Below are 25,079 nucleotides of genomic sequence, written 5' to 3'. Positions count from 1 at the left end.
TTCAAACTGTTGCGCCGGCTGCACAAAATGCGTCAGGAGATACACATTCCATACAGTAACAACCGCTGTAAAACTGCCGTAACCCTTTATTTACAACAGGTTCTGACTATTAAATTCACAATTTCAGGGCCATCTTATTAAAAAACCATGTATACAAAAATTTACTGGCTACATCAGCTGGAAAACAACGCCCAATTAGGCATCAGTGCCAGGCCACGTGGTGGCGAATGGCTGCAAGGGGAAATTATTCATTACAAACGCAGTAATATAGGAATGGTCATTGTTCTGCTGGAAAAAGAAGAAATAACGGCACTATCTCTCCGCCAACAGGAAAAGCATTGTGTGGATAACGGCATAGTATATACGAATTTTCCAATTCCGGACAGAAGTGTTCCAACAGATAATCCGGCAGTCAATAAACTAATTAATGCAGCCATACAACTGCTTCAGCATGGAAAGTCTGTTTTAATTCATTGCAGGATGGGTATTGGCCGTTCAGCAATTATTGCAGGCGCTGTTTTAATGAAAATAACAAAATCAAATGCCACAGACATCTTACAACACATTACACAGGTAAGGGGCCTGGAAGTACCTGATACTTCAGCACAGATAAAGTGGTTACAAAACAGGGAATAATCTTACGAATTCAAGACCTTCCCCGCTGGCCTTTCAGCACAATAGGCATCACCAAAGGCACATAACGCTTCGATTGCCGGCACCAGCTTCTTTCCAAGCTCGGTGAGCTTATACTCTACTCTGGGCGGGGTTTCTGCATATATCTTTCTTTCTATAATACCATCGCGCTCCAGCTCACGAAGCTGTAAGGTAAGTGTGGCCTGCGTTATGTCCTGCATCTTCTTCTTCAACTCACCAAAACGCAACGGACATTCCTTACGGATGCTGTTCAGCAACTGCAGCTTCCATTTACCACCTATTATTTTCAATGCATTTGTCATCGGACAGTTATTTCCTTCAAATGCTTCATTTTCAACTCTCTGTAAATCAATAATAGTATCTTTTTTCATACCAGGTATCTTTCCTTGAACTACTTGATAAAGCAATATCGCCACGCCAACTTTGCGTGCTATAAAGGTACAGAAATGTTGAAACCATCGTATATGACACAAAGAAATTCAGCCTGGCTCTCACTGATCATCGTTTCCACCGCCGTATTCTTATCGGTGATAGATATCTTCATCGTCAATGTGGCACTGCCTTCCATCAAAACAGGATTACATGGCACCGATGCCGACCTGCAGTTAATTATCGCATTATACTTGTTAGGCCACGCGATATTTTTAATTACCGCCGGCCGGCTCGGCGACTTCTATGGCCGGAAACGTATGTTCATGCTAGGCATGGCGACATTCGTTATAACGTCCTGCTGTTGTGGCTTTGCGGCAACACCGCTACAAATGAACATCTCCCGCTTTTTGCAGGGAACCGGCGCTGCACTGATGTTACCACAAAGCATCACCTATATCCAGCTGTTGTTTCCTGATCCACAACAACGTATCAAAGCGCTGGGTATTTATGGCAGTATCGCCGGCACCGCTTCTGTTATCGGGCAGTTGCTGGGAGGCATACTCCCGGATGTACATAGCATCGTGGAAGGATGGCGGCTGATCTTCCTCATCAACCTGCCCATTGGTACCATCGCCATCATTGCGGCCTGGAAAATGCTGCCCGAAACCAGCACCGGACAAAATAAAAAATTCGACTGGACAGGCGTCCTGCTGCTCACCACCATGTTATGTTTCCTGATATTCCCGCTGGTATACGGGCGCGAACTGGGATGGCCCACCTGGACGATACTACTGCTCATTTCCAGTATAGTACTGCTTTTCGGGTTTATCTTACAGCAGCAGAAAAAATCTACAGCAGCATTGGTAGACATGCGCCTCTTTCGTTTCAAAGATTTCAATATAGGCCTGATGGCCGTTTTGTTCTACTTCATGGTACAGGATTCCTATTTCCTCATCAACGCCGTACTACTGCAAACAGGCCTTGGATACAGTTCTTCGACAGCAGGCGTATTATTTACCTTCCAGGGAATAGGCTATGTGGTGGCTTCCGTGTTATCGATACGACTGGTACCCGTTTACGGGAAACGTGTATTGCAAACCGGTATCGGCATTATGATCTTCAGCCTGTTCGCACATATCCTGTTTTTCTCACTGCAAATAAATTCAATGGCGGGATTAACCATTATCCTGTTTGCTTATGGCACCGGCTGCGGCTCCGTACTGCCGTCTTTACTAACCATGGCGTTAAAAAGTATCCCGACAGCCTTTGCCGGCACGGCATCGGGGGTATTCACCACCTTGCAGCAAACAGCCATCGCACTGGGCGTCTGCATCTCCGGCGGAATATTTTTCTATATCATACAGCATACCGGTTATATCTCTGCCTATCAGGCAGCCACCAGCGTGAATATCGGGCTACTGGTACTAACAGGATATTGTTTGTACAGATTACCCGAAGCGTAATTTATTTGTCAGGCAGATGATTATCAGCTGTTTAAATTTTGATGCCCTTCGCGAGTACCGTACTTTTGTGGCCGTAATAGCGGAACAACGATGTACACCAAAGAGGAAGTATCTAAACAAAAACAGGCATTCTGGACAGCCTTCGGTAAATATATGAAACCGGTTTTATCAGCAGATGGCAATATCATCAGCTGGTCTAACTACAAAACAGGCATACCCGGTATGTTTTTTAGAATAGATGCAGATAATAAAACCGCATCTGTAGCGATTGCCATTACACAGGCAGATATGGACCTGCATCGGCGACTCTATGAACAGCTGACAGTGCAACGAAGCGTTTTAGAGGAAATACTGGGGGAAGATGACTGGAGCTGGCAATCAGAAACTACCGACGACTATGGCAAAACCATTAGTACCATCAGCAAACGGATTGCAGGCGTTTCCGTGATGAACGAGGCCGACTGGCCAGCTATTATTTCATTCTTTAAGCCACGGATGATGGCACTGGATGAGTTTTGGAGTATGGCGAAATATGGATTTGAAGCTCTTCTATAAGCTGTTTTTTAATTCAGGGCGACGCCTTCGGCATCGCTATCGGAGCGTTTCTCCGCCGCCTGTGGCGGCGGAGAAACGCCGGAAAAATCGAAGTCTGATATTTATATAAAGAACATGTTGGTTCAGCAGCCCCTGATAAAAGGGCAAAGCCCTGTTGATGTACAGATAACCAGTTTCCACACCCAACGCCTTATTCAGTTGAAAGCTAACGCCGGCGCCTAAACGATTCTGCTCAAAAAAGCTGCCGGCATACAGGTTCGCCATTACTTCATCGTATGCCAGTACATGTACCTGCGGCGATAAGCAATAATCCATTCCAAATTTCTGTCTTACCCTGATCACATCCTGCTGCCGGCTGAAGTTCCTGAATTCCAGTCCTGTCCTGGATTGCAGCGAGAACCTTTGTGTCAGCGGCCATCTTTGTTCTACTGCCACCGTCGTTCTCCACTCCTGCTGTGCCGGTTTCGATTGATCTTTTGGGGATATGGTAACCGGATACAGGTAGTAATAAGCGATCGGACTTAACGACAACGTAGTATTTTCCTGTATTTTATAATTTAGCCAGGGCCGCACCGAATGCAACAGCGGACTGGTAATAAGGCCGCCATTCTCAAATCCCTGTGCCCTGGATTGCCATTCTATTACGCTGTTGAGCTTTGGTGCCAGCGGCATTTCCACCGACAACCGCAGCCAGCTGTTGCTTTGCGACTGTCCCATCGCTGTAATAAACAGTAGCAGCAGCAACGCTGTGAGTGCTGTATGTTTCATGACCATGCTCACTTTGCGACTTCCAGGAAGATGATATAGCAGCCCATCACCAGCACGAACCAACCAAATGCCTTTTGTAACGGGGCGCTGCTGATCTTACGGCCTAAGCGGCCGCCGGCAATGATCCCGAGTATGGCCATGGCAGTGATGCCCAGTAGTAAGCTCCAGTTGAGGGTATGGCCGGCAGCATCTGCCGCAAATCCTATAAGTGAGTTTAAGGTGATGATCAGCAGGGACGTGCCCACGGCTTTCTTCATAGGCAGCTGCTGTACGAATACCAGGGCCGGTATTAGCAGAAAACCGCCACCAGCACCCAATAATCCCGTTATTAATCCTATCAGGGCGGCATTTCCTACCAGCTGCCTGTTGATACGGGTAGTTATTGGGGCAGATGCCAGTGTAGCATCCGTTTGTTTCTTTCTGATCATCGATACGGCAGACAATAACATCAGCACTGCCAGCAACATCATCGTAGCAAAGCCTTTGGTTACGGCAAAGCTCCCAATGGTAAATAATTCGTCCGGCACCAACGGCAACAGCAACCGCCTCGTTATTACCACTACCAGTACCGATACCGCAGCATACATCAGCGACATCCTAACATCCAGCTGTCCGCGCTTATAGGCGCCAAAAACACCTGTCAGACTGGTAGTACCAACCACCATCAGGCTATAAAGCGTGGCTTCCGCTGCATCCAGTCCAAATAAATATACCAGTACCGGCACCGTCAGAATAGACCCTCCCCCTCCTATCAACCCAAGGGAAAGCCCAATTAATGTCGCCGCCACATATCCTATAATTTCCATGTATTCCTTCGTTTCTGCAAAGGTCCCTGCTTTGCGCTGCGTGCTCGGTTACATTTGTCACATAAGGAAAATTTCATCTTTAAAAATGAGTACAATCGGACGGATGGGTAGAAAAAACACCTAAAAAATGCCGTTTATCAGAAATTATATCTTAAAGATATTTGTATTATAGATTCGTTTTCTATAATTTTGACGGGATAAAAGAACAAAAGACCACCATTTAGATCCAAATCAGCATGAAATCTGATCTTAGACGTAAAATATCAGAAAGAAACACTGGCCTAGTACTTTACAGCCTGACTCCTCCAAAGATCACCACTGCAGAGGAAAGGGTATTGTCGATCGCACATAATCAGATGGAAAACCTGAAGCGACTGGACATTGATGGTCTGATCCTGTATGATATCCAGGACGAAGCTACCCGTACGGAGAAGGAAAGAACATTTTCCTTTATCCCTACCATAGCACCGGAAAATTACGGCTATAACTTCCTGGCGGATCTCCAGGTACCTAAGATCATTTATAAAAGCATTGCCAACCAGACCAGGGAAACCTTTGGTAACTGGCTGCAAAATAACAATCACCTCGACCTGGCAGTATTTGTAGGCGCCTCTTCCCATCAACAGATAGCAGCCACGAAGTTCAGTCTGACCGATGCCTATGAACTGCACAAGGCCACTTCCTCCAACATTTTATTAGGCGGGATTACCATACCGGAGCGTCATAGCAAGAAAGGCGATGAACACCTTCGTATACAGCATAAAATCAATAATGGCTGCGGCTTTTTCGTATCACAATGTGTGTACAACCTGAACGACACGAAAAACCTGTTATCCGACTACTATTACAATGCCACTGAAAACGGTATGGAGATGGCACCGCTCATCTTTACACTGGCGCCTTGCGGTTCTCTGAAAACTTTACAGTTCATGGAATGGCTCGGCATTGAAGTACCGAAATGGCTGTACAACGACCTCAAAAATTCCCGCGACATTCTCACTACCTCTGTACAAACCGCTACCAATATAGCCGCAGAGATACTGAACTATGCACATGCGAAAAATATTCCTGTAGGATTCAATATCGAAAGCATCTCTAACAAAAAAGAAGAGATCAATGCGGCACACGAACTGCTGCAATATATACTGGAGCTGACCAAATCCCTGCGTAACAAGCCGGAATTGTCCGTACCACAAGGTAGCAGCCGCGTACAGGTATATTAATTATAGCCATGAGTGATAAGGCGCAGCGCGGAAAATATCCGTTAGTGCGATACAATAAAATGTAACTTAAATTCATCTATTAGATAACATATTACTTCCACAAGCACTATGTTAGATTTTTCAACCGGGACCTTCGGTTCCGGTTGGCTTGATTCCGCGCTGCGCGCGGGGGCTATCGCCAGACAAATTATTTTGTAAAATAATTTTGAATGGCAGCCTTTTAAGTACTACTTTCCCACTATGAATGAGGGCATCTTTTTACATAGCACAAGTTTGCTGGATGACACCTTTTTTGAGAACACAGTGATTTACATCACTGAGCACAATGAAAAAGGAGCCATGGGGTTTGTTGTCAACCAACCCTTTCCACGAAAAATCAATGAACTGAAAGAATTCAGCCATAGTATTCCTTTTCCTTTATACATTGGTGGCCCTGTAGACCAGGAGCACATCTATTTTATTCATCAGCGGCCTGACCTTATCAGTGGCGGCGATCCAATCAGGGATAACGTCTACCTCGGTGGCGACTTCAAATCCGCGATTCAGCATATCAATTCCAGGGAACTCACCGAAAAGGATATTAAAATCTTTATCGGCTACTGTGGCTGGGATGATAAGGAACTCGAAGAAGAAATCAACGAAGGCAGCTGGGAGATAGAAACGGCCGGCAGCGCATTCTAACGCAAACGCCTACTGGATTATCTCCAGCACCCAGGGCATTACATCCTCTGCAGGCGCAATGCTCCATGAATGTGGATGCCGTGTACCATCCAGGCGATATCCTTTCTGATAAGCATTAATAAAGACAGCTTTCTTATTACCTATACTATGCAGATAGTTGATCATGGCCGATTGCGGTAATGCGTTCATTCCATAAAGATCGCAGTTCCTGTTTGCCAGCCACCAGTTTACATCTACATCGTTATAAATCCTTACAGGCATCTTCGCCAGGTATTTCGCATTGCCACCATCTTTTTCTCTATAAGAATAAGTAGAAAAATATAAATAAGCTGCAGGCTTTTCTGCCGGCGACCCGCCAAAGTATTTCCTGAATTCATTCAAACCATATGCAGGTTCTGCTTTATTAGGGCTTCTTTCCAACGCTACTTCAAAGTTATGATACATGGTTTCCAGATCTGTCGGGCCATCCACGCTATATACACCGGCAGGATGTACCGCTGTTTTTGTACTATCCGATACAGATAGTTCGCCATAGCGCAGGGCAAACAATCCTCCCATGGAGAACCCGCCAATAATGAATTTATTCTCCGGGATATGGTACCTGGTAACAGCATCCTGAAACACCGTATTCAGAAAGCCCTGTACCTCTTCGTTTAGTGATAAACGTTGGTTGATCGTTGGCGCTATCACTGCCACACCATTCTCATACGCCTGCTGTACCAATGCCTTATTGCTACTTAATGTATATTCTGCCCTGTCCCAGGTTCCAGGCAGCAAAACAATGGCTGCACGCGGCTTTTCGGGCACCAGGGCATAATAGAACAACTCCGTTTTTCCACGGTCATTTTCATAAAGTTTTCCTGTATCTGTTGCAGCTATTAAATGTTTATGCAGCTGTTCCCGGTATTTTACATCCAGGTTCAGTATCTCTCCATCGGTGAAATTACCAACCAGCCGCTTTGTAGAATCAGGAAAAACTATCTTTCCTTCTCCGTTCATAATACCATCCCTGAATTGCCCCTGCATACGCAGACCATTATTAAAAACAAACTCGCCGTAACCATTCGGATAACCATTGCGCATCTCTCCGGTATACTTCACCACCGGCTTATCCCCTATCACGTAATCGGCGCTGCCCTGGCCAGTTGCATAGCCATTTCCGGCGGCGCCGTTCCAATTTACTTTCAGGTCATTTTTGGGAAAAAAGAAGGTAGCCCAGACCAGGCATTTGCCTTTACTGTCTTTTATTAAATCATCAGGAGATTGTGCATATAACGTTGAGGCATATACGACAAATACCAGGAGTAATAGTTTTTTCATAAATTCGGGTTGAATGAAAGAACAACACTTACGTTTATACGTTTTAGTTATTCATCTTTCTAAATTAGTATTTTTGAAATAGCAGATTTCTGCAGATAAATATTTTAACAATATTTTACTTCGGGCAGATGATCAACAGATTTTATCAACTGTCCGGATTCGCACACCAGCCTGTATCATAAGCGGACATCTCACTACAGACTTAACACTTAAATTATTTATCTTCAGGCATATAGATGACTGGCATTCTTTTAGTCCGGTAAGCTTTTATGTACAGTAATTATTTCAGCATTGCCATCAGGAATCTCCGTATCAACAAAGGATATTCTCTGATCAACATTGGCGGACTGGCCATAGGAATGGCCAGCGCGATACTTATCCTGATGTGGGTAATGGATGAAGTGCGCTTCGACAGGTTCCATGCTCATGCAGATCGTATTTACCAGGTATGGTCTAACGACACCATCGTTGGTAAGATCAGGTCCATAAGTGCGACACCGGAAGTAATGGCGCCAACACTAAAAACGGATTACCCGGAAATAGAAGAGGTAACCCGCACCCGTTGGACCCGCAACCTGCTGGGCATTCCAGGACAAAGTAACAACCTGTTATCTTCCGGCGCCGTGGTTGATGCAGGATTCCTGTCTATCTTCTCTTTCCCATTGCTGAAGGGTGATGTCCGGCTTGTATTAAAAGACCCAAACAGCATTGTGCTCACGGCGGCTCTGGCTACTAAACTCTTCAACAATACAGATCCTGTTGGTAAAATAGTTACCATGGGTGGCAAAATCAATTATACCGTTTCCGGTATTTTAAAAGACATCCCCTCCAACTCTCAGTTCAGCTATATACAATACCTGACTTCGTACCAGCGTGAAATGATCGATCGCGACTGGAGCAACTTCAGCATTTCTACGTTTATACTACTAAAACCAAAAGCAGATGCGGACTTACTGAACACCAAGCTAAAAACAATTATCACACAGCATACCACCGAAACCCAGACGACTGAATTCCTCTATCCTTTTTCACAGACACACCTATACGACAATTTCGAAAATGGCATTGCCACTGGCGGCCATATTACTACTGTCAGAACATTTTTCCTGATAGCGTTATTCATCCTGCTGATTGCCTGTATCAATTTCATGAACCTGGCTACAGCACGCAGTGGCAAGCGCGCCAAAGAAATAGGTGTAAGAAAGGCTATAGGCGCACAAAAACACACTATCATCCTGCAGTTCCTTATAGAGTCAGTCATATTATCTGCCATAGCTGGTTTTGTGGCCTACATCCTGGTGGCTTTCAGCTTACCATTTTTCAATCAGCTGACTGGAAAACAGCTGCAGATAGAATACAACAACCCTTACTATTGGATGGCTGCCGTTGGATTTATATTGCTCACCGGCATACTCGCCGGCAGCTATCCGGCATTTTTTCTTTCCGGGTTCAAACCTGTGGCGGGATTGAAAGGACTGAAAAGAACCGGCCCTTCCATGGTGAATCCCCGCAAAGTATTGGTGGTACTACAGTTTACTTTTGCTGTTACACTGATTATCTGCACCATCATTATCTCCCAGCAAATAAAACACGGGCAACAGCGGAAAACCGGACTGAATATGCAGCAACTGGTGAATGTGAGTATGAACGACGAAATGGCCTCGCATTATTCCCTTATCAAACAGGCACTGATAACTGCCGGCTATGCCACGTCTGTAAGTAAAGTACAGTCTCCGCTGTCAGAGAACTGGGGATATGGCCTGAGTCTGCGCTGGCAGGGCCGGCCCGAAGGCCTCAGAGCCCAGGTAAACCGCTATTCCACAGATGGTAGCCTTATCACAACAGCAGGTATGCACCTCCTGGCAGGAAGAGATATAGACGTCAATAAATACCCGACAGATTCATCTGCCTGTATCATCAACGAGGCAGCGGTGAAATTAATGGGCTTTAAATCGCCCTTAGGACAGGAAATTTACGACGATCCCGACAGCTGGCATGTGGTAGGCGTTATTGAGGATTTCATCCAGGAATCGCCTTATATGCCCGTAAAGCCCATTGTGATCAAAGGCCCCAAAAGCTGGATGTCGACCATGCTGATATGCCTCAACCCCGACAAACCAGTAGCAGCCAACGTTGCGGGCATGGAAAAGATATTCAGGGAATATAACCCCGCCTATCCTTTTGAATACCAGTTTGCAGATGATGCCTATAACATGAAGTTTGGCAATGAACAGCTGACAGGAAAGTTAACAGGCCTCTTCGCAGGACTCACCATCTTTATTTCCTGCCTGGGACTGTTCGGACTCGCCGCCTTCATGGCAGAAAGCCGCTTCAGGGAAATCGGCATCCGAAAAGTACTTGGTGCATCCACAGCGAACATCACCGTACTGCTATCCAAAGAATTTGTACAACTGGTCATCATTGCTGTGCTGATAGCCTCTCCGGTGGCCTATCTTATCAGTCACCGCTGGCTGCAGGACTTCTACTACCGGATACAAATCAATAGCTGGACATTCGTTGCTGCAGGCGCAGTGGCCATCATGATCGCCCTGCTCACCGTCAGCTCACAGGCCATCAAAGCAGCATTGACCAACCCCGTTAAGAGTTTAAAATCCGAATAACCGGCTGGGAACGGCTATTTTAAATGCGATGAAATCTTTCGTATCTTTCTACACAGGATATTCATCTTATTAAAATATCGTTTCCATGTCTGTAAAGAAAACTGTTTGTCTTGTCACCGGCGCCAGCAGCGGCATTGGCCATGCCATCGCCCAATACCTGCAGCAACAGCCCAATACCGAAGTCATTGTGACGGCACGCCGTAAAGAGCGCCTGGAAGCACTGGCAGCACATCATACCACCATTATACCCGGAGATATCACAGAACCGGCATTTCAGGACAACCTGATTTCGTATATATGGGAACGTTATGGTTACTGCGACTACCTCTTTAACTGTGCAGGAAATATAGAAACCGGTACCATCGAAGAAATTAATATTGACCGGGTAACAGCTATGCTGCGACTGAACATTGAGGCAACGTTCCGGCTTACCTATGCTATACTGAAAAAGTTCAAGGAACAGGAATATGGCCACATCGTTAACCTTTCCAGTGTGCTGGGCACTAAAGTACGCGCTACCGCCGGCGCCTACGCTGCCAGCAAATATGCCATAGAAGCCCTTTCCGAAGCCCTGCGTATGGAACTCACCAACTCCGCCATTAAGATCACCTGCATAGAACCCGGGCTGGTAATGACAGAGCTGCATAATAGCTGGGAAGTACATCCGAAAGATAGCATGAACATCCCACACCCCTTATCTACAGCAGATATCGTGGCAGTAGTTAAATTTATCATGGAGCAACCCGCACATGTAAATATTCCTAAACTGATGATCTTACCCAAAGGGCATAATATCTGATATACCTATCTGAAAGAAGCCCTGAACTCCAGCGGCGACAAACCTGTTCTGGATTTGAACAGCCTGCTGAAAGACTGCGGATGATCAAACCCAAGTTCATAGGCAATTTCACTTACCGACAACGTTGTAGAGGAGATCTTCTCTTTGGCTTTCTCCATCATCTTATCCTGGATATGCTGCTGTGTATTTCTGCCTGTCATTACCTTTAACAAGGTACTGAGGTAGTTGGGAGAGAGATTTAATTTTGCAGCAATTTCTTTAACACCAGGCAAACCTTTCTGCGGCAGCTGATCACTATTAAAATACTCTTCCAGTATAGCTTCCAGACTATCCAATATCCGGTGGTTAGCTATTTTTCGTGTAAGAAACTGCCGGTTATAGAAACGATCCGCGTAATTCAGCAATACTTCCAACTGCGCAATGATAATATGCTGGCTGAATTTATCGATGTTCGTCAGATATTCCTGCTGTATATTTTCCATAATACCGATGAGGGTATTTTCTTCTTTATCAGAAAGGAATAGCGCCTCATGTACGGCATAATCAAAAAACTCATACTTACGTATATTCGTTGCCAGTGGCGTATGCCACAAGAAATCCGGATGAATGCAGAGCATCCATCCGGAAACGCGCGGTGCGTCATTGGCATCTGTAGTCTCCCCCACACCGAATACCTGTCCGGGCGACATAAAGCACAGCACACCTTCGTTAAAATCATATTGTTGCTGACCATACCTGAATTTTACATTGAAGTTGCGTTTCAGGGCGATGATATAAAAGTCGAAGACAATATTCACAGGGTCCTCCTCAGCAGCAGCATGTGTTTCATCCAGCCGGATCACGCTGATCAGCGGGTGTGCCGGTTTTGGCAGATGACGCAGCGCATGAAATTCGCTGATTGTTTTGATACGTAGCGGCTGAGACTTTTTCATACCTAAAGTTATTAACCTTTTACAAAAGCGACGGCGAAGTCTTTCGCAAAATCTTTCATTTTAATTTTGCCAAACCGGGCCGGGCGGTGTTGTTCATAATCTTCGTATAGCACAGCCCTGTTGGACTGGCTGTACATTTCCGTCAGGCCTTTGGCTAATTGCGGCTGCAATCCGGCGGCGAGGAGGCCATTCAACATTTCGGCATCTGATATCCTGATCCATTGCAGGTCTGGTATACCGATAGCTTTTCCCAGGATGGTAGCTGTTTCGTTACAGGAAAGTTCATCGCTCACCACATAGCGAACATAGTGGTTGGCTGCCGGCGGGTTTTCGACTATCTCCGCAATAGCGGCAGCGATGTCTGCGGGCGCTACCCAGGATACGATATCATCTGCGCCGTAATTGGCGGCAATCAGACCTTGATTTTTGATCATGCGGATGTAGCCAAGCAGGTTGTAATAGAAGCCTGTAGGACGCATAAACGAGACCTGTATATCCTCTGGCAGTTCCCGCAGGATCGTTTCAGCAATATGATGAAATCTCAGAAGGCCATTGCGTGTATCCCGGTGTGCACCTATGCTGCTGAGGTGGATAACACGTTTAACGCCTGATTTCAGGATAGCCTGTTTATAGTTATTTACTACCTCTCTTACGCGTCCTTCCAGGTCCAGCTGCTGATCAGTGTAGTTTTCAGGTGGCAACATGGTATAAACGAGATCAGCGCCGGTAAAGGCGGCGGTGAGGAAGTCCAGGTCCGTAATGGAACCTATGGCAGCGCCGGCACCTAAGGCCTGAATGGCTGTTTCCTTGTCGGGATTACTGCTGATAACGGTTACTGCATGTCCTTTGTCTACGAGGATTTGTGCCAGTGGCTTACCGATATGTCCGATTGATCCGGTTAATACTATTTTCATATAACTGCTTTTTTTTTATTCTCCAGGGAGATATATGCCCGATCATCTCCCTTAAAATGATATAACAAAATTGCAGCAGCAATGATTAACGGATGAAACAGTATCTACGGAAAATGTAACAAAATGTAAGATATTGTGCTGGGAAAAATATTAAACAGCAGATAAATGAAATTCTTGCCAGGTTAATGGGTTAATTTATTTTCCTTTTACACGCCTCGCATAATTCACCATTTTCACGGTCAATAGTGCGGATACTTTCCATAGCATCATTCATCACACAACCAGGCTGCGGACAATGATCCAAACCAAGGTTATGCCCAACTTCGTGTATTACGATTTTTTTCAGCCTGGACACCATCAGCTGCCCGGTTCCCAGGCGATGAATGGATACAATGTTGGACTTACCTGGTTGCAAGCCCAATCCGAAAATTCCCCAGTTTTTATAGGTACTCAATGGCAATTTGTTTCCGGAGGAAGGCACTTCTTTGCTTGTGAATATATCCGCTGTAGTGAGTCCCGCAATATAAGTACCAGCATCCGACCTCTCCTGTAATAAATAGCGGAGTATAGCATCTGCGCTGTAACGCGGACCTTTGTCATTATTAAAATACTTTTCTGGTATAGGTTTCACAGGAGCTACCTGAACCTGAAAACCATATACTGCGGTAATGTGTTTGCTAATAATTGGCAACAATGAATCAGGAAAACTTTTTAAAGGCTGTAATACTACTACTTGCTTCAGTCTATACGCATGACTGGTCTTATTGAAACAACCTGTAAATATCAGTCCTACAAATAACAGTGTTATAATGAATTTGCTGGGCAAAGGAGATACATTTTTATTCAAAATTAGTATTTAGGAAGATCTAAAGCGAGTGCTTACCCGATCAATTGAAATTTTCGCTGCCATTTCTTAACAATACCTGATTAACAATATCCGCCATAACATTCTGATTTCCATTTATGTTGTTCATCCGATAACGGTTTATCCGTACTTCTTTTAATCTCAATTTTTTATTATGCCCTACTCACCAATGTTAATCAAACCTTTCAAGGAAGAACTTACTAATGCTGGTGTAAAAGAGTTGCTTACACCGGAAGACGTCGATAAAGCACTTAACCAGAACGGCACCACGCTCGTGGTGGTCAACAGTGTTTGTGGATGTGCTGCAGGTGTAGCCCGCCCGGCCCTTAGAAAATTAATGGAAGATGAAAGCATTAAGAAACCAGACAGAATCGTTTCTGTTTTTGCAGGCCAGGATCTTGAAGCTACACAACGCTTCAGAAATCTTATTCCTGACATTCCTCCATCTTCTCCAAGTTTTGCTTTATTCAAAGACCAGGAGCTGGTGTATTTCGTTCCCAGACATCGTATTGAATCCCGCGATGCGAACGGTGTAGCCAACGACCTGCAGGCCGTTTTTGAAGAATTCGTGTAAACATTCTTTGCATGCCCGGACTCGCAGGAAGTCCGGGCGCTTTGTTAATTACTACGGCAACAAATAACACCAACTCTCCAAAAGCACTATATTTGATGTCACTATTCCTATATGAAACACAACGAGCTATCTGAATACACATTTGAACCCATTTCCTACTTCAGGGAAATCCCCGGCACTCCTGGCAAATTTATCGGACAAACAACCAAACAATCATTATTAAGATTGAGTCTGACAAACAACATTATTCAACTTGAGCATTCGGTTAATATTCCTTCACTCCAACGTAATTTTTGCTTCGGGCAAGATAACAACATCATCATACCTACCGGCGAAGACAAATTGCTGGTTGTACATCCGGAAACGCTGGAGTTCCTGCCGGAAATCCAGCTCGAAAAAGGCCTGCGACCGGACCAGTTGGCGTACCTCCCGGGCAGGAAGATATATATCAGCGGCTGCGACAGGAAGATGCTATACATCCTCGATGCCGATTTCAAACTGCTTAAAAAAATTACGCCGGATAACGGGAGCTTCTATCCGATAATAAACGAAGCGGAGAATCTGCTAGCCTTCTACAGTTATAACCAATTTACCTTTTATGACCTCTATATCCTGACAGACCAACTGGATATTATATCCAAAAAAGGTTATACCGACCGCGTATTATGCAGGCCACCCATTACCTATAGTGAGTATTTCAATGAGTATGAGGATCTCTGCCTGGAGCCATCTGAAGATTTCGCTTTTAACGGCAACAACTTCGCCGTATCTTATCGCTCTTCAGTAGAGTATTATAATCCGGCAGTAAGTAACCATACACCTTTATGGAAGCTGGACATCTCCCCATATCCTGTTAAATGGGACCGCGGACCGAAATATTTCAACGGAAACATCCCCATTGCATTTATTAACACAAACATATTGGTGGTATGCAAGAAAAAAATGCTGTTATTCTTTGATATCAGCGAGCAAATAATTGTTCACATAGAAAAGTTGTTTGTTGAGGAAGAAGTCAGCAAATTATTTATGGATAAAAACTCTGATCATCTTCTTGTCTTTGCCGGAGCTACTATCAAACCGATTAATGTCAAAAAATGGCAGGAATAAAATCAGTTTAACATAACAAGTTATCTTAACAATATCTGCCATAACATTCTGATTTCCATTTATGTTTTTAATTCGACAACGGTTTATCCGTACTTCTTTTAACCTCAATTTTTTATTATGCCCTACTCACCAATGTTAATCAAACCTTTCAAGGAAGAACTTACTGAAACTGGCGTAAAAGAATTGCTTACAGCGGACGACGTCGATAAAGCACTGGATCAGGATGGCATTGTATTAATTGTAGTGAATAGCGTTTGTGGATGTGCAGCCGCAGTTGCACGCCCTGCCGTAAGAAAAGTGATGGAAGATGAAACCGGCAGAAAACCAGATAAAATTTATTCTGTTTTTGCAGGCCAGGACCTTGAAGCAACTCAACGCTTCCGTAACCACATCGCTGACATTCCTCCATCTTCTCCATGCTTTGCACTATTTAAAGACAGAGAGCTGATTTACTTCATTCCCAAGCATCGTATCGAAATGCGTGATGCGAACGCAGTAGCAAGTGATTTGCTGGCTGTTTTTGAAGAATATGCTTAAGGAAGATTAAAAGTGCCCGGGCTGTTGCTGGCCCGGGTTCCAGCTTAACACAAACATTATTACTCCAGTCCTACGCTCCCAGACATCGGCCAGCATTCAAATCTCTCTAAATTTGTAATTCGCTATTTATCATGTATACAATTTAACTACAATCTACTCCCAGGATTTTGTATATATGTAGTATAAAATTCCACATATGCTGACATTAGTCCTTTCAGTCCTTTTATCCGGGCCCTCGACAGCTCCCAAAGCCAATACCATAGACTCATTGCTTAAATCCACCGCCAATGCTTTTATGCAGGACTCCGCAAGGGCAGGCGTTTCCATAGGCATCGTGAAAGACGGGAAAACCTACTTTTATAATGCAGGGGTGGTCAACAAACGCAGCTCCCGCACACCGGATAATCATACCTTATACGAAATCGGCTCCGTCACTAAAACCTTTGCCGGTGTATTACTGGCGCAAGCCGCAGCAGAAGGCCGCCTTCACCTGGACGATGATATCCGCAAATACCTTAAGGAAGATTACCCTAACCTCGCCTATAAAGGCACTCCGATTAAACTATCACAACTCCTCAATCATACCAGTGGCCTGCCGTTCTTTCTTCCGGACCGGAAAGACCTTTTTCAGCAGCCGCAAGACTCACTACCCGGCATTGTGGTAGCCACGCAGAATAATTATTCTAAAAAACAGTTCCTGCAAGACTTACACCAGGTAACGCTGGATACCCTCCCAGGCACTAAATTCAGTTATTCCAATGCTGCCGCTCAGTTAATGGGATACATCCTGGAAGATATGTACCAGTCATCCTTCAGCGACCTCGTTAAAAAGTATATCACTACCCCGCAAAATATGCCGCTAACCAGCGTACACTATTCCAAAAAGGATGTAGAACGACTTTCAACTGGCTATAATGGTAAAGGGCAGCCAATGCCTTATAATCCACCGCTGATTGCAGCAGCAGGAAGCATTACCTCCTGTGTAGCTGATATGGTGAATTATCTTAAATTTCATCTGAATGAAAACAACAAGGTCATCGCCACTACTCACCAGGCTACCTTCGGCGATATTAACTCCTTCGCTATAGGGTTGAACTGGCAGATGATGAAAACAGCTGAAGGACATAGAAAGATATGGCAAAGTGGTGGCAGCTTTGGCTTCTCCAGCTACTGCGCTGTCTTCCCCGAAGAAAACCTGGGCATTGTAATCCTCACCAACGAGGCCGACAGAACCGCCCAGCCCGCATTAGGAGAAATGGCAGATAAGTTTAGGAAAGCGCTGAATGAATAATCAACAACGCTTTCTGCATACTAACAGAAAAATATAAACGCCTGGCAATTTTTAGAAATTGCCAGGCGTTTTTTTTAACAGCCAGCATAAATACCTGTACTTTGCCATCAGGAAATATTATTATCAATGGAATTGAAGACTATCTATAAAAATACCCTTACAGGAGAACCTACCATCACTACAGCCACGATTTTATCACATAATGAGCTGGTTATTTTATTAAACAATGGTGACGTAAACCACCTTAATTTCAGAGAAAATACTTACTCCCATGCATTTAGCATGAAAAGTAGCTTCACCTTTGACGATGGCGGGTTTGATGCCAGTGCGCCATCATCAATATACACCATGGACGAAATCATTGTTGTGGTAAATGATTACAAAACCCATGGCAAAGTCTACTTCCCGGAAAATTATGTTTTACGGTTAAGGCGGGAAGACTACCATGCAGATATATCAGAATACCCGATTGCTTTATTTAAGGACAGTGACGGCATACCGCACCTCATTTACAGCCAGGCCTGGAACCATTTACAGGTAATGAATATCCGTACAAGACAAATTTTAACCGCAACAAAATCACTCATCGAAGAAGGTGCAGAAGAAAAGCATCTGGCATATTATTCTTCCCACAAAGAAGATAACAAACTACCATGGCCACAGCCATACGACTATTTCTTCGGAGAACTGTCTGTATCTCCCGATGCCCGCTACTTCCTCAGCAATGGCTGGGCATGGGGATCCTTTGGTCATTATGTTGCATTTAACATCAGGGAATTCATTTACGGCAATAGAATCAAACCTATTAACATTGCTATTATGGACCACCAGGATCGTGGCATGTGCTGGGCCAGCAATGATACCGTAGCCATTACCTGCCATCCTTTTCTTGAGGAGCAGGAAGAGGACGAAGAAGACAAAAAGGGCTACCCATCAGATTACTACGAAATAAAACTATTCAAAATTTCAGACACAGCGGCCGAAACATTACCTCCAATTGGCATCAATGGGATTGACATCACAGGCGCAGTAATCCACTACAGCTCAATATCAGCAGCATATATACTTCACTCAAAAAAGATAGGTGTTCTTGTTGTTTCACCTGACGGAAAAATTCTTTTCCATGATGACACAGTGGTGATCGACAGTTATGATGAAAAGACCGGTTTAATGTTAAAAATTTCCGGGAAAGCCATCAGCGTATATACATTTAGCCAGACTATTAAACCCGTTTAGAAAAAACAAAAAATCCTGCCATCAGTGATCGCAGGATTTTTTTCATATAACAAACAAACAACTTCTTAAAACTAAATACCATGGCTTATCTTCCCCAGTGCACTTCTATATGGTGCTCACTGGCAAAAGCCTTTCCTTTCTCAAACAATGCATCCATCTGTTGTGTAAACTTAGGCATGTCCTGTTCCTGAATCTTTGTGAGGATAGCATCTTTATCGGCGCTCGTCACATGCTGATCACAGAGCTTTGCATATTTCAGGTAATCATTTTTATATACCGGCAGTACCGTTTCAAATAAGCCAATGGCATTTTCTTTCAGGGCACGTTCCTTATCATCTACCGGCGCTAATGACTTTAGTTTCTCCAGCACTTTTTCTGAATATTTTATTTTCATCTCCACAACCTGCTCCGCCTCATTACCTTTCTTTTGCACATTCGGTACTGGCTGCGCATATTGTTCAAGAATCTTACCAAAAGCACGCGGATCAAAGTCGTTCAGCAGGTTACTGTTCAGTACTGTTGTAGCGAAAAATTTATCCGGTGTAACCGAACTACAGGCTGCAAATGTCAATAGACAAAAGGCGATGAGTAATCGTTGGAGTAGTTTTGTCATAGAATAGAAATATGGGATTCGGATATGTTTAAAGTGTAACAAATATAATCATCCTGCGGGTAGATGTTATCACTGGAACCAGGGAGATTTGTTATTATTTGGTTATTGTTAGCCTTTGTAAGGTATAACAAAGGCCTCGCTATACACGAGGCCTCTTATTATTTTTCAGGTAGATGATGACCTTTATGAGGCCAGCACACTTGCAGGTGCTATCTGATAATTATGGAATGTCACGGAAGCTGCGGCCCTACCGGAAGAGAGGGTCCTCAGCGTAGTAACGTAGCCAAACAATTCGGCCAGCGGCACTTCTGCTTTTATCACCTGGGTATTTCCTTTCATTTCCATGTGACGGATGATACCGCGTCTTCTGTTGAGGTCGCCGGTGATGGCGCCTGTAAATTCTTCCGGCAATGTCACTTCCACATCCATGACAGGCTCCAGCAACTTAGGTGCGGCCAGCTTCGCTACCTGCTTAAACCCTATCTGCGCAGCATGTTCGAAATCCAACGCATGAGAGTCATTTTCATGAATGCTGCCATCGAACAGGCGCACACGCATGGACTGCAACGGATAACCTGCCAGCACACCAGTTTGCATAGCGGCCTCAAAGCCTTTCTGCACCGAAGGAATGAACTCTTTAGGAATGGCGCCACCCTTGATATCGTTGACGAATTCCAGTCCGGGTTGCCCATCTGCTCGCGGTCCCATTTCAAAAGCAATGGCAGCAAAGTTACCGGAGCCACCGTTTTGCTTCCTGTAGACTTCCTTATGCGTGACAGTAGTAGTGAACAACTCCTTATAGGCAATTTGTGGCTTACCCTTACTGACTTCCAGCTGATATTGTGTAGCCATTTTCTCCAGTACCACTTCCAGGTGAAGCTCACCCATTCCTTTCAGGATCGTCTGGCCCGATACTTCGTCTACGCTTGCCTGTAACGTAGGATCTTCATCCAGCAGGCGTGCCAGCACTTCTCCCAGCCTGTTGGCATCCTTGGAGAGCTTTGCTTCTATCGCATAACCTATCATCGGCTCAGGGAATGTAATCTGTTCCAGCACCAGCGGATGAGCGCCTTCAGAAAGCGTATCCCCGGTACGTACATCCTTCATACCCACAACAGCACCGATATCACCGGCTTCTATCGTATCCACCGACTCAAACTTATCGGACATGATACGCAGCAAACGACTCACTCTTACCTTTTTACCGGTACGACTATTCCAAACGGCATCGCCTGTACGTAATGTACCTGTGTACACTCTTACCAGCGTGAGCTTTCCGGCATAATCATCTGCCATAATCTTAAATGCCAGCGCAGTCAGCGGCGCTTCCGCTTCCACCACCAATTCCTGTTCAGGCTCCGCTACATGAACGGTACCAATATCTTCAGGAGAAGGCAGGTAGGACACAACGCCGTCCAGCAAAGGCTGTACACCTTTATTCCTATAGGCAGCTGCTGCAAACACCGGTATCAAGGTACGGTTGATAGTAGCTTTTCTGATGGCACGGTACAAATCATCGGCAGTAACGCTTCCAGGGTCATCGGTATATTTTTCAAAAATCTGTTCATCTACCAATGATAATTCTTCCAGCAACGACCTGCGCATTTGCAACGCGTTTTCCAGCAGAGCAGCGGGAATAGCAGTAACAGTATACTGTTTACCATCTTCACTATCCCACACCATAGCCTGCATCTTCACCAGGTCAATAACGCCGGTGAAATGATCTTCCGCACCGATAGGCAATTGCACAGGCACCGCATTGGCATTTAACACCTCACGGATCTCCTGCAGCACACGGTTGAAGTCGGCGCCCTGCCTGTCCATTTTATTGATCAGGACAATCCTTGGTACATTATATTTATCTGCCTGACGCCACACGGTTTCAGACTGTGGCTGTACGCCTGACTTAGCACAGAAAACAACAATACCACCATCGAGTATACGTAAAGAACGTTCCACTTCAGCAGTGAAATCAACGTGCCCCGGTGTGTCAATGATATTAACCTGATGATCGTTCCAATAGGTAGTAATGGCTGCGGAAGAGATGGTGATACCACGTTTTTCTTCCTGCGGATCACTATCCATTACCGTGTTACCTTCGTCTACACTACCAAGTTTATGCGTAAGACCGGTGTAATACAGCATTCTTTCTGTAACAGTGGTTTTACCGGCATCAACATGGGCCATTATTCCTATATTCCTATTGCGGGTTATACGTTTCATAAAAAATCTATTGATAAAAAAAGCGCCTCCGTTTGGTAACAGAGGCGCTTTGTATGGTGCAAATGCTTTCCTGTTACCGGACTTCTCTGGTAATTACGATAATCAATGTTTTAATGATCAGGTGCATCATGCTGTTAATAATTAAGTGAATTCAAAAATGGTTGTTCCTAGGGGGAGAACAGCAGTATACTCCATGCCTGGCATGGTCATCGATTCAATGAAAATGGAAAAGGAATGTGGAGTAACTATCAATCATATCTGGGTGCAAGGCTGCCTCCCCGTCTTAAATTAAGACGATACAGGTACTTGCAATTACTGCCCTGATGACAGTATTTGCGTTCAACGCTGTATGATATGTAATGTTAGTGAACATGATAGTTTGTTTTGACGGCACAAATTTATAAATAAAATTTATCACAAACAAATTTCTATAAAGAGGCCCACCTGTTGTAATTATCCTGTTTTAACAGCCCGGTTTTTGTAAATTTATAGAGAGATGAGTTAACAGTGTGTGAACAAAATATATACCATGGCTGACGGTACAGATAAAAATGATGGTAGTATTAACACCTCCTATTGGATCTGGACGGTTATATTCATCGTTTTTGCAGTTGTGCTTGTTATCCATTTCCTTCCTGAGATAAAAAAAGATTTGCTGCTGCTCAAAAGTGTTAAATTTTACTGGCTGGCCTTCGCCATCATGGCGCAATTACTGACCTACTTCTTTGCAGCCACCGTTTACCGTATACTTATCCGCTCCTATCACCTGAAAGAAAACCCATCCATAGGCGCCTTGATAAAAGCGACTATTATCTCGCTGTTCTTCAACCAGACGGTACCCAGCGGCGGCATCAGCGGCAACACTTTCATCTTCCGGTTCCTGAAGCGGTTTGACATGCCTGTTACGGATATTATTTCGCTGATAGTTATTGAACTGAGTTGCTATTATGCAGCGCTTGAAATACTCATTATAGGCTCGCTGCTGGGCTGTCTGTTACCTGCCGGCGAAACACCGCATGCTATTAAAGTAACACTGATCGCAGGTATTTTCATCTTTATATTGCTGGGCACACTGATGTTACTGGCAGGCAGAAAGCAGTTCCTGGTGAAGGTTTACGATCAACTAAGGAAAATAAAATTCTTTCGTAAACGGCTGTCGGCCGAGATGCTGGAGACTGCCAACCAGGAAACAAAGCTGTTGCAAAACAAGCGGTTGCCAATAATAAAGAGCATTTGTTTTCAGCTGCTGGTGTTATTATCTGATTGCTTCACCGTTTATGCGTTACTGTTAGGACTGGGCGCTGAGACCTCCGCATTCACGGTGCTGCTGGTTTTTCTCTGCACCCGTATTATAGCTATTCTACCCATATCACCGGGAGCACTGGTACTGTATGAAAGCAGTATGGTATTCTTTTTTTCAGCGCTGGGAGTACCAGTAGGTACGGGTATTGTAGTTACGCTACTATACAGGCTATTATCCTTCTGGCTGCCGATGCCGGCAGGCCTCATACTTTACAGGAATGAGCAACGGAAAGATAGCCAGCCATAACACTTTATTCTGTTGATAGCACTACCTTGTCGGCATAGCTTTTATCCTTCGGGAGATTAAGAAAAATGATGGCGCCCATCATTAGTAATATACCCAGGATCTGGAGCAGTGTTACCGGCTCATGCAAAATGAGGTGTGCGCTCAATACCACAGATGGCAACTCCAGCGTCAGGAGCACTGCACTTAATGCCGGCCCTATTTTAGGCATGCCGGTAGTAAAACAGATAGGTGGTATTACTGTTCCGAATACAGCCAGATATAGCCCCCATTTCAGCAAACCAGCATCGAGGTGTACGTTGCCTTTCAGCGCAGGCAGATTGATCAGCAGGATCATTAAAGCAGAGCCTGTTGTCATGAGCGCACTTTTTTCAAGTTTAGAGAGATTATTCCCCAGTTTGCTCGTACACAGTACATACATCGTGTAAAAGCACGCTCCTGCAAGTGCCAGTACTACACCAACAACAGAAATATGTAATGATTGAAGATGAATAATATCTCCAGCCAGTACCGTTCCGGCAATGATTCCTGCCATGGCGGCCAGCTGCACGCCTGATACCGGCTTTTTGAACACCAGGTATTCTGCCAGTGCGCTGATCCATGAAACCTGCATTAACAATACGATGGCCAGTGAAACAGGTATATAGCTTACCGAGAGATAAAAGCAATAGGCAGAGCATCCCATGGTAGCCCCGGCTAAGATCAGTTTATAATCGAATGCCAGGCCCTTTTTGCCTGCTTTGATATTGGCCAGCAATGCCAGCAACCAGAGTAAAATAGCGCCCAGGCTTGCCTGTGCAAAGGTAATCTCTCCCGCAAGGTAACCTTCGCCATACGCGATTTTTGCGAAGGATGTCAGGGTGCCATAGCAAACTGCCCCCAAGGCTACCAACAAAACATATCTGTTCATTATTTTGGATATTATCTGCCAAAACTAGATACATCCATAATAAATACGATCAATGTCAATAAAATACAGATATCATCCACATAAAAGCTATATTTTTGGAATAAATACAGGACAATCCAGATTTTCTCACCATTTCCCGGAAAAAATCCATGCAAACACTTCATGAACAAGACCTTGCACTGCTAAGGATACTTCAATCAAACTCCAGATTTGATATTGCGGAGATAATGAAGCAACTGAATATCTCCCGCAGCTCCGTATATGAGAAAATAAAGAAACTGGAAGCAGAAGGCTATATCAAAGATTATGTTGCACTCATTGATCACAAAAAAGTAGGGCTCAACTTTTTCGTGATCGTCAACGTTTCATTGAATACGCAACGTATTGAATATGTGGATGAGTTCCTGGAAAAAATCAAGGGCCTGGAAGAAATAATGGAAGCTTATGTAACTGGCGGTATCTTTGATGTAATCCTGAAAGTAGTAACGAAAGATCCGGAAGCATACAATGACTTTGTTACCAAAAAACTATCTGCCATTCCACACATCAGCAAAATCCAGAGCTCATTTGTAATGCGCTATGTTAAACAGACGACGGCATTACCATTCTGAGTCATTCACTTCATCATCCCATTAATTGCAGGTCATGACAACGGAAGCACTCTATCATTATCTCCAATCGCAGCACCTGGCGGTCGTTTCGTCTGTCAGCAGTGCAGGCATGCCACAGTCGGCCGTGGTAGGCATTGCCGTATCTCCGCAGCTGGAACTGATTTTCGATACGGTAAGCAGTTCACGCAAATACATTAACCTCATCGCGAACGCCAATATTGCTGTGGTTATTGGCTGGGATAATGAAACCACGGTACAGCTGGAAGGCATTGCCAGCCTGTTACCTTCCGGCGAGGCACATCCGCTGAAAGATATTTATTTCCATACCTTCCACGATGCCCGGCAACGGGCAGATACCTGGCCAGACCTGGTGCATTTCGTGATCACACCACACTGGATCAGGTACAGCAATTTCAATGAATTGAATAATCCTGTGCAGGAATGGGACCTGAAATAAA

General features: G+C 44.6%; 25 protein-coding genes. 15 read left to right on the top strand and 10 right to left on the bottom strand.

All coding sequences use genetic code 11. The annotated features are described in order from the left end of the window. Positions 1–147: 147 nt before the first annotated feature. The gene (locus F3J22_RS11460; RefSeq protein WP_167017208.1) at positions 148–636 is read left to right on the top strand and encodes a dual specificity protein phosphatase family protein; all 489 of its coding nucleotides are present in this window, start codon (positions 148–150) and stop codon (positions 634–636) included. Between the two features lie 2 nt (positions 637–638). On the opposite strand, the gene F3J22_RS11455 is transcribed toward F3J22_RS11460, so the two are convergent. Next, on the bottom strand, positions 639–1,025 hold the full coding sequence (locus tag F3J22_RS11455; RefSeq protein WP_167017206.1) for a helix-turn-helix domain-containing protein: 387 nt from the start codon (positions 1,023–1,025) through the stop codon (positions 639–641). 93 nt (positions 1,026–1,118) lie between these two features. On the opposite strand from F3J22_RS11455, the gene F3J22_RS11450 reads away from it, so the two are divergent. Further along, positions 1,119–2,489 carry an MFS transporter gene (locus tag F3J22_RS11450; protein ID WP_167017203.1) on the top strand — a complete coding sequence of 457 codons (1,371 nt, stop codon included), beginning with the start codon at positions 1,119–1,121 and terminating at the stop codon, positions 2,487–2,489. A gap of 90 nt (positions 2,490–2,579) precedes the next feature. Beyond that, a complete protein-coding gene (locus F3J22_RS11445) occupies positions 2,580–3,044 on the top strand; it encodes a DUF4268 domain-containing protein (protein ID WP_167017201.1) in 465 nt (154 codons plus the stop codon). 36 nt (positions 3,045–3,080) lie between these two features. On the opposite strand, the gene F3J22_RS11440 is transcribed toward F3J22_RS11445, so the two are convergent. Both F3J22_RS11440 and F3J22_RS11435 read right to left on the bottom strand, forming a co-directional pair. After that, the gene (locus tag F3J22_RS11440; RefSeq protein WP_167017199.1) at positions 3,081–3,812 is read right to left on the bottom strand and encodes a DUF2490 domain-containing protein; all 732 of its coding nucleotides are present in this window, start codon (positions 3,810–3,812) and stop codon (positions 3,081–3,083) included. An 8-nt stretch (positions 3,813–3,820) separates the two neighbouring features. Further along, positions 3,821–4,618, bottom strand: coding sequence for a sulfite exporter TauE/SafE family protein (locus F3J22_RS11435; RefSeq protein WP_167017197.1), 798 nt, complete (start codon positions 4,616–4,618; stop codon positions 3,821–3,823). 236 nt (positions 4,619–4,854) lie between these two features. Here F3J22_RS11435 and F3J22_RS11430 point away from each other — a divergent pair, with 236 nt between their 5' ends. Both F3J22_RS11430 and F3J22_RS11425 read left to right on the top strand, forming a co-directional pair. Beyond that, entirely contained in the window at positions 4,855–5,841 is a 987-nt protein-coding gene (locus F3J22_RS11430; protein WP_167017195.1) for a methylenetetrahydrofolate reductase, read from the top strand. Positions 5,842–6,081: 240 nt separating this feature from the next. After that, a complete protein-coding gene (locus tag F3J22_RS11425; RefSeq protein WP_167017193.1) occupies positions 6,082–6,522 on the top strand; it encodes a YqgE/AlgH family protein in 441 nt (146 codons plus the stop codon). A 9-nt stretch (positions 6,523–6,531) separates the two neighbouring features. Here F3J22_RS11425 and F3J22_RS11420 read toward each other — a convergent pair whose 3' ends face one another. Then, positions 6,532–7,842: a hypothetical protein gene (locus tag F3J22_RS11420; RefSeq protein WP_167017191.1), complete on the bottom strand. Its 1,311-nt coding sequence runs from the start codon at positions 7,840–7,842 to the stop codon at positions 6,532–6,534. 269 nt (positions 7,843–8,111) lie between these two features. Here F3J22_RS11420 and F3J22_RS11415 point away from each other — a divergent pair, with 269 nt between their 5' ends. Together F3J22_RS11415 and F3J22_RS11410 are read left to right on the top strand one after the other, a co-directional pair. Beyond that, complete coding sequence (locus F3J22_RS11415; protein ID WP_167017189.1) at positions 8,112–10,463, top strand: ABC transporter permease; 2,352 nt, start codon at positions 8,112–8,114, stop codon at positions 10,461–10,463. 85 nt (positions 10,464–10,548) lie between these two features. Continuing rightward, positions 10,549–11,262 carry an SDR family oxidoreductase gene (locus F3J22_RS11410; protein ID WP_167017187.1) on the top strand — a complete coding sequence of 238 codons (714 nt, stop codon included), beginning with the start codon at positions 10,549–10,551 and terminating at the stop codon, positions 11,260–11,262. 5 nt (positions 11,263–11,267) lie between these two features. Here the strand turns inward: F3J22_RS11410 and F3J22_RS11405 are convergent, their stop codons facing one another. The 3 genes from F3J22_RS11405 to F3J22_RS11395 form a co-directional block, all read right to left on the bottom strand. Then, entirely contained in the window at positions 11,268–12,194 is a 927-nt protein-coding gene (locus tag F3J22_RS11405) for an AraC family transcriptional regulator (protein ID WP_167017185.1), read from the bottom strand. Positions 12,195–12,205: 11 nt separating this feature from the next. After that, a complete protein-coding gene (locus tag F3J22_RS11400) occupies positions 12,206–13,108 on the bottom strand; it encodes an NAD(P)H-binding protein (protein WP_167017183.1) in 903 nt (300 codons plus the stop codon). Between the two features lie 190 nt (positions 13,109–13,298). Continuing rightward, positions 13,299–13,739, bottom strand: a complete 441-nt coding sequence (locus F3J22_RS11395) for a matrixin family metalloprotease (RefSeq protein ID WP_167017181.1) — start codon at positions 13,737–13,739, stop codon at positions 13,299–13,301. A 388-nt stretch (positions 13,740–14,127) separates the two neighbouring features. Here F3J22_RS11395 and F3J22_RS11390 point away from each other — a divergent pair, with 388 nt between their 5' ends. The 5 genes from F3J22_RS11390 to F3J22_RS11370 all read left to right on the top strand — a co-directional run bounded on the left by F3J22_RS11390 (position 14,128) and on the right by F3J22_RS11370 (position 18,718). Further along, complete coding sequence (locus tag F3J22_RS11390) at positions 14,128–14,547, top strand: BrxA/BrxB family bacilliredoxin (RefSeq protein ID WP_167017179.1); 420 nt, start codon at positions 14,128–14,130, stop codon at positions 14,545–14,547. A gap of 111 nt (positions 14,548–14,658) precedes the next feature. Then, the gene (locus F3J22_RS11385) at positions 14,659–15,654 is read left to right on the top strand and encodes a hypothetical protein (RefSeq protein WP_167017177.1); all 996 of its coding nucleotides are present in this window, start codon (positions 14,659–14,661) and stop codon (positions 15,652–15,654) included. Positions 15,655–15,771: 117 nt separating this feature from the next. After that, positions 15,772–16,191, top strand: coding sequence for a BrxA/BrxB family bacilliredoxin (locus F3J22_RS11380; RefSeq protein ID WP_167017175.1), 420 nt, complete (start codon positions 15,772–15,774; stop codon positions 16,189–16,191). Positions 16,192–16,387: 196 nt separating this feature from the next. Beyond that, a complete protein-coding gene (locus F3J22_RS11375; protein ID WP_167017174.1) occupies positions 16,388–17,482 on the top strand; it encodes a serine hydrolase in 1,095 nt (364 codons plus the stop codon). A gap of 126 nt (positions 17,483–17,608) precedes the next feature. Further along, positions 17,609–18,718, top strand: a complete 1,110-nt coding sequence (locus tag F3J22_RS11370; RefSeq protein ID WP_167017172.1) for a hypothetical protein — start codon at positions 17,609–17,611, stop codon at positions 18,716–18,718. Between the two features lie 85 nt (positions 18,719–18,803). On the opposite strand, the gene F3J22_RS11365 is transcribed toward F3J22_RS11370, so the two are convergent. Then, positions 18,804–19,331 (bottom strand): hypothetical protein, encoded by a 528-nt coding sequence (locus F3J22_RS11365; protein ID WP_167017170.1) that lies wholly within the window; start codon positions 19,329–19,331, stop codon positions 18,804–18,806. A gap of 183 nt (positions 19,332–19,514) precedes the next feature. Next, the gene (fusA, locus tag F3J22_RS11360; protein ID WP_167017168.1) at positions 19,515–21,554 is read right to left on the bottom strand and encodes an elongation factor G; all 2,040 of its coding nucleotides are present in this window, start codon (positions 21,552–21,554) and stop codon (positions 19,515–19,517) included. A 529-nt stretch (positions 21,555–22,083) separates the two neighbouring features. Between fusA and F3J22_RS11355 the strand changes: the two genes are divergently transcribed. After that, positions 22,084–23,103 carry a lysylphosphatidylglycerol synthase transmembrane domain-containing protein gene (locus F3J22_RS11355; protein ID WP_167017166.1) on the top strand — a complete coding sequence of 340 codons (1,020 nt, stop codon included), beginning with the start codon at positions 22,084–22,086 and terminating at the stop codon, positions 23,101–23,103. Positions 23,104–23,107: 4 nt separating this feature from the next. Here the strand turns inward: F3J22_RS11355 and F3J22_RS11350 are convergent, their stop codons facing one another. After that, positions 23,108–24,010 (bottom strand): DMT family transporter, encoded by a 903-nt coding sequence (locus F3J22_RS11350; RefSeq protein WP_167017164.1) that lies wholly within the window; start codon positions 24,008–24,010, stop codon positions 23,108–23,110. Between the two features lie 149 nt (positions 24,011–24,159). Here F3J22_RS11350 and F3J22_RS11345 point away from each other — a divergent pair, with 149 nt between their 5' ends. Continuing rightward, positions 24,160–24,621 carry an Lrp/AsnC family transcriptional regulator gene (locus F3J22_RS11345; protein ID WP_167017161.1) on the top strand — a complete coding sequence of 154 codons (462 nt, stop codon included), beginning with the start codon at positions 24,160–24,162 and terminating at the stop codon, positions 24,619–24,621. Between the two features lie 34 nt (positions 24,622–24,655). Beyond that, positions 24,656–25,078, top strand: a complete 423-nt coding sequence (locus F3J22_RS11340) for a pyridoxamine 5'-phosphate oxidase family protein (RefSeq protein WP_167017159.1) — start codon at positions 24,656–24,658, stop codon at positions 25,076–25,078. Position 25,079 lies beyond the last annotated feature (1 nt).

The organism is Chitinophaga sp. Cy-1792 (assembly GCF_011752935.1).
GTDB lineage: Bacteria > Bacteroidota > Bacteroidia > Chitinophagales > Chitinophagaceae > Chitinophaga.
The sequence above is the reverse complement of the archived record's forward strand: the minus strand, read 5'-3'. Positions and strand labels throughout refer to the sequence as shown.